Origin of the sequence: Kitasatospora sp. NPDC004799 (assembly GCF_040609095.1) — a bacterium.
Taxonomy (GTDB): domain Bacteria; phylum Actinomycetota; class Actinomycetes; order Streptomycetales; family Streptomycetaceae; genus Kitasatospora.
Window position 1 is genome coordinate 1 of record NZ_JBEXJK010000543.1, and the last position, 4,692, is coordinate 4,692.

Consider the following 4,692-nt stretch of genomic DNA (forward strand, 5'->3'; position numbering starts at 1 on the left):
GAACCGCCGCGACTGGAGCCTGGTCGACTTCGACGACCGGCTGACCGACGCCCTGACCGGCAAGGCGGGCAAGGCCGGGGTGGGCGGCGGACTGCGGCGCGGCGGGCGGCTGGGGCGCGGTGGGTGCGACGGGGGTGCTGCCGGCGGACTGCGGGTCGGCCGGGCGCTGCGGGCCGCGCACCCAGCCGCCGGCGCCGCCGCGCGCGGTGGGGTCCCAGACCGCCGGAGCGCTGTTCTGCTGGTCCGTCATGTCGCTGCTGGCCCCCACCGTCCGCCGATGCTCTGCCTGGTGCTGCGCGGCCACCGTACCGTTCGAACCCCCGCCCGACAGCCCCGGCACGACGTTAGAGCATCGGCGCGGGGCGGTGCGAGCGAACGGGTCACCGGGTGGTGCGGGGCGGGGTGGCGTGCTCGCGAACGGGCTATCGGGTGGTGCGAACGATCGGGTTATCGGGCGGTTCGGCGCAGGACGCGCAGCGAGCCGGTGACCGAGACCTCCTCGAAGCCCTCGGCCAGCGCCCGCAGGTACACCCGGTACGGGGCCTGGCCGCCGTCCGCCGGGTCCGGGAAGACGTCGTGCACCACCAGCAGGCCCTCCGGCGCCAGGTGCGGCACCCAGCCCTCGTAGTCGCCGGTCGCGTGCTCGTCGGTGTGCCCGCCGTCGATGAAGACCAGGCCCAGCGGGCGGCCCCAGAGCGCGGCGATCCGCGGCGAGCGGCCGACCAGCGCCACCACGTGCTCCTCCAGCCCGGCGGCGTGCAGGGCGCGGCGGAACCGGGGCAGGGTGTCCATCAGCCCGACCTCGGGGTCGACCAGGGTCGGATCGTGGTACTCCCAGCCGGGCTGCTGCTCCTCCGAGCCGCGGTGGTGGTCGACGGTCAGCGCGACCGTCCCGGCCTCCCGGGCCGCCGCCGCGAGCAGGATCGCCGAGCGGCCGCAGTAGGTGCCGATTTCCAGCACCGGCAGCCCGGTGCTCCGCGCCGCCGCCACCGCCGCCGCGTACAGGGCGAGCCCCTCGGCCACCGGCATGAACCCGGTGGCCCCCTCGAACGCCGCCAGCACCTCGGGCGCCGGCTCGGCGCTCAGCAGCAGGTCGGACATGGGGTGCTCCTCGGGGTGGGACGCGGACGGACGTGCACGGACCCTACTCGACGGTAGCGGGGGCGGTGGGTCGCGGGGTGTGCTGTGGGCGGCGGCGCGTACGGGCGGGGACCAGCCGGGTTCGGGATCAGCCGGCCAGCAGGTCGGTGGCGATCCGGGTGCGGTACAGGGCCAGCTCGGCGGCGATCGCCCCGGCCTCGGCCGCGGTGGCCGTGACGGCGGCGGGCCGGGCCTCGGCGCGGTCGACCAGGGCGATCCGCAGGTGGGTCGGCGGGTGGGAGGCGTCCACGGCGGTGCGCTCGCGGGCGCTGAGCCGGAGCAGGCGCTCGCGTTCGGTCGCGGGGACGGAGGCGAGGTGCTCGCGCAGCCGCTCCCAGAGCAGCTCCGGGGAGGGGGCTTCGGGCGCTTCGGGGGCTTCAGGGGAGCGTCCCCGCCCGCGGCGGACCGTCCGGGGGCGTCGGCGCTGCTCGGCGCGGATCCGGTCGACGGCGGTGCCCGCCGCGTCGCCGAGCAGGAGCGTCGCCAGCATGCCGCGGGTCGCCTCGCTGCCGCCGACCCGGACGGCGAGGGCGTCCGCGCGGTACTCGGCCTGCTGCCCGGCCCGGGAGGTGAGCCGGTCGAACAGGTACAGGCCCTGGAGCAGCAGCCAGGCGACGCCCCGCAGGACGACCGCGCCGACTATCGCGCCGAGCCGGACCAGCAGCGAGACCTCCTCGCGCTGCCAGCGGCCCGGCCGCGTCATGTCGTACCAGCCCGCGAGCGCCACGAACGCGCTGTACAGCCAGAACGAGCGCCGGCGGTCGCCGCTGACGTGGTGGCCGAACTCGTGGCCGAGCAGGGCGATCCGCTGCCGGTCGTCCAGCACCTCCCAGAGCGGCAGGCCCAGCCGGAGGACGGGACGGCGGCGCAGCCCGACCAGCCCGTAGGAGGCGTTGAACTCGTCGGTGACCTGGATGGCGGCCACCGGCACGGCACCGATCCCGGCGGCCACCCGGTCCGCCAGCTCGTACAGCGCCGGGGCCGAGGCGCGGTCGAGGACGTTCCCGTCACGCGGCACTCGGCCGAGCCGGGGGCGCAGCGTGAACGCGATCACCAGCACCGCCGCACCGGCGCAGCGCTGCAGCACGCTCCCGGTGACCAGCAGCCAGAGCGCCAGGCCGAGCAGTCCGACGGTGACCAGGTGGACCGGCGCGGCGGCGAGGGAAGCGAGCAGCCAGTCCCGGCGGGCGGTGGGGGAGCGCCGTCCCGCGGCCTGTTCCTCGAACAGCCGGTCGGTGCGGTCGGCCGCCGCCCGTTCACGCCGGGTGGGTTCGGGGGCGCCGTCCTGGCCGGGGACCAGGTTCCAGTCGCAGGCCGGGCACCAGGCGGTGAACCGGCGGTCGGTGGTCAGGGTGGCGGCGCAGCGGGGGCAGGGGGCGCCGTGGGCGGGCGATCCGGCGGCGACTCGACGGTCGGCTCGGCGGTCGACTCGACGGTCGGCCCAGCGGATTCAGCGGTGGTGGACACGGCGGTGATCATGGCGGATCCGGTGGGGACGCGTGGTGGATTTTCCGTGAAGACGACCGGGGCGGGGCTGGGCGGGGCCAGAGGCCGGGCCCGGGGGGCGAGGCTGGAACGCGTTCTAGTCGCCTCCCGGTCGCCGTGCCAGAATCGGCGCGTCCGAGGACCGACCCGGGCCATCCGACACCCTCCAGGGAGCAGCACCATGCGCGCAGCCGTCCTGCACAAGACCGGCCAGGAGACCCTCGACGTCCGCGAGGACGTGACGGCCGTGGGCTTCGGACCGGGCGCCGTACGGGTCCGGATGCGCGCCGCCAGCCTCTGCCACTCGGACCTCTCCGCGATGAGCGGCGTGCTGCCGCAGCCCGCCCCGTTCGTGCCCGGTCACGAGGGTGCCGGGGACGTGGTGGAGGTCGGCGAGGGCGTCAGCGGCCTCGCCGTCGGCGACCGCGTGGTGCTCTGCTGGATGGCCCCGTGCGGCAGCTGCGACCACTGCCGGCAGGACCGCGGCCACCTGTGCATCGCCAGCCTGCGCAGCCTCGGCACCCCCGGGTTCCGGATCGCCGAGGGCGAGCTGAGCGCCTCCGGCTTCTACGGCACCGGCGCCTTCGCCGAGGAGGTCGTGGTCGCGGCGAACGCCGTCATCAAGGTGCCCGCCGACCTCCCGTACGAGATCGCCGCGCTGATCGGCTGCGGGGTGACCACGGGCATCGGCGCGGCGGTGAACACCGCCCGGGTCGAGCCCGGCGCCTCCGTCGCGGTGATCGGCGCGGGCGGGGTCGGGGTGGCCACCGTGCAGGGCGCCCGGGTCTGCGGCGCCGGCCGGATCACCGTCGTCGACCCGGTCGCCTCGCGCCGCGAGCGCGCCCGGGCCTTCGGCGCCACCGAGGCGATCGCGCCCGAGGAGCTGAAGGCGGTGGCCAAGAAGCTGCCCGGCGGCGGTTTCGACTACGTCTTCGAGGCGGTCGGCCGCGCGGCCACCGTCCGGGCCGGGTACGAGGCCGCCCGGCGCGGCGGCGCGGTGGTGGTGATCGGCGCGGGCGCGCAGGACGACCTCGCGCAGTTCACCATGGGCGAGCTGTTCTTCAACGAGAAGCGCCTGCTGCCCTCGCTGTACGGCGGGGCGACGGTGGCGCGCACCATCGGGCTGGTCGTGGACCTCTGGCGGGCCGGGAGGATCGACCTCGACGGCATGGTCACCCACCGGGTGGGGCTCGCGGACGTCAACGAGGCGATCGCGCAGATGCGGAGCGGCGAGGCGCTGCGGACGGTCGTGACGATGGGCTGAGGCCGGGTCTGCGGGCGGGCTCCGGGACGGCGAGGGCCCGCCGGGGGAGTCCGTACTCTCCCGGCGGGCCCTCGGCGCGGCGCTGCGGTGCTGCGGTGCTGCGATGCGGCGCCGTGGTGGTGCGGTGCCCTGGTACTGGTTCGGTCAGCCCCGCGCCCCGGCCGCGCGGTGGCGGCCGTGCGGGTCGGTCTCCGGGCTGTCGTCGGACGCGGAGCCACCGCGGTGGCGGCCGTGCGACGCGGCGTCCTTGGCCGTCTTCTCGTCGGCGTCGGTCCCGGTAACCGCGGGTCCGGTGGTGTCGGTGAGGGTGTCGGACATGAGAATCGTCTTTTCCGTGCGGAGGGTGCAGGTCATCGGCGCCCGGCCGGCGCCGGTGGCGCACGGTCGGGTCCCCGATCGGGCGCTCGGTACGCGCCCGTAGCCGGTGATCGCGGCCCGTGCCCTGGCCACCATAACGGCCGGGGCGGACGAGATCCTATCGAGATCCTGACGCGAGTCCCGTGCTGGTCGGGGGCCTGGAACCGGGCGGTCGGCCGCCCGCTGCGCGGCGCGGAACCGATGCGGAACTGATGTGGTGCGCAACGACCGTCGGTGTCCCCGACCCGGCGGCGAAGCCCCGTCCGGCACCACGTCGGCGGGCGGGGGACGGCGAGGCGCGCAGTGCAGCCGACCACAGGCGCCCACCTCCGGCGAGTTCACCCGGATCGCCTAGAGATCGTCTTCAAAGATCAGATCCAGAGCAGGATTGAGGCGATGGTGACGGCGGCCTGGTAGGACTCGCGGGTCTTGTCGTATCTGGTGGC

4 protein-coding genes and 1 pseudogene are annotated in these 4,692 nt (G+C 76.0%); 1 reads left to right on the top strand and 4 read right to left on the bottom strand.

Annotation, left to right across the window (positions count from 1 at the left end; all coding sequences use genetic code 11):
• The 3 genes and pseudogenes from ABZW03_RS37565 to ABZW03_RS37575 all read right to left on the bottom strand — a co-directional run.
• Positions 1–250, bottom strand: a pseudogene (locus ABZW03_RS37565) (hypothetical protein); the annotation flags it as partial.
• A gap of 197 nt (positions 251–447) precedes the next feature.
• Complete coding sequence (locus ABZW03_RS37570) at positions 448–1,101, bottom strand: class I SAM-dependent methyltransferase (RefSeq protein WP_355268880.1); 654 nt, start codon at positions 1,099–1,101, stop codon at positions 448–450.
• 127 nt (positions 1,102–1,228) lie between these two features.
• Positions 1,229–2,227, bottom strand: coding sequence for a M48 family metallopeptidase (locus ABZW03_RS37575; RefSeq protein ID WP_355268882.1), 999 nt, complete (start codon positions 2,225–2,227; stop codon positions 1,229–1,231).
• A gap of 579 nt (positions 2,228–2,806) precedes the next feature.
• Between ABZW03_RS37575 and ABZW03_RS37580 the strand changes: the two genes are divergently transcribed.
• Positions 2,807–3,889 carry an alcohol dehydrogenase catalytic domain-containing protein gene (locus ABZW03_RS37580; protein WP_355268884.1) on the top strand — a complete coding sequence of 361 codons (1,083 nt, stop codon included), beginning with the start codon at positions 2,807–2,809 and terminating at the stop codon, positions 3,887–3,889.
• 144 nt (positions 3,890–4,033) lie between these two features.
• Here the strand turns inward: ABZW03_RS37580 and ABZW03_RS37585 are convergent, their stop codons facing one another.
• Positions 4,034–4,207, bottom strand: coding sequence for a hypothetical protein (locus ABZW03_RS37585; RefSeq protein WP_355268886.1), 174 nt, complete (start codon positions 4,205–4,207; stop codon positions 4,034–4,036).
• Between the last annotated feature and the right edge of the window lie 485 nt (positions 4,208–4,692).

Bases quoted from the DNA above. Each gene is read 5' to 3' on its own strand.
- ABZW03_RS37570 (WP_355268880.1), bottom strand. From the start codon at position 1,101: ATGTCCGACCTGCTGCTGAGCGCCGAGCCGGCGCCCGAGGTGCTGGCG.
- ABZW03_RS37580 (WP_355268884.1), top strand. From the start codon at position 2,807: ATGCGCGCAGCCGTCCTGCACAAGACCGGCCAGGAGACCCTCGACGTC.
- ABZW03_RS37585 (WP_355268886.1), bottom strand. From the start codon at position 4,207: ATGTCCGACACCCTCACCGACACCACCGGACCCGCGGTTACCGGGACC.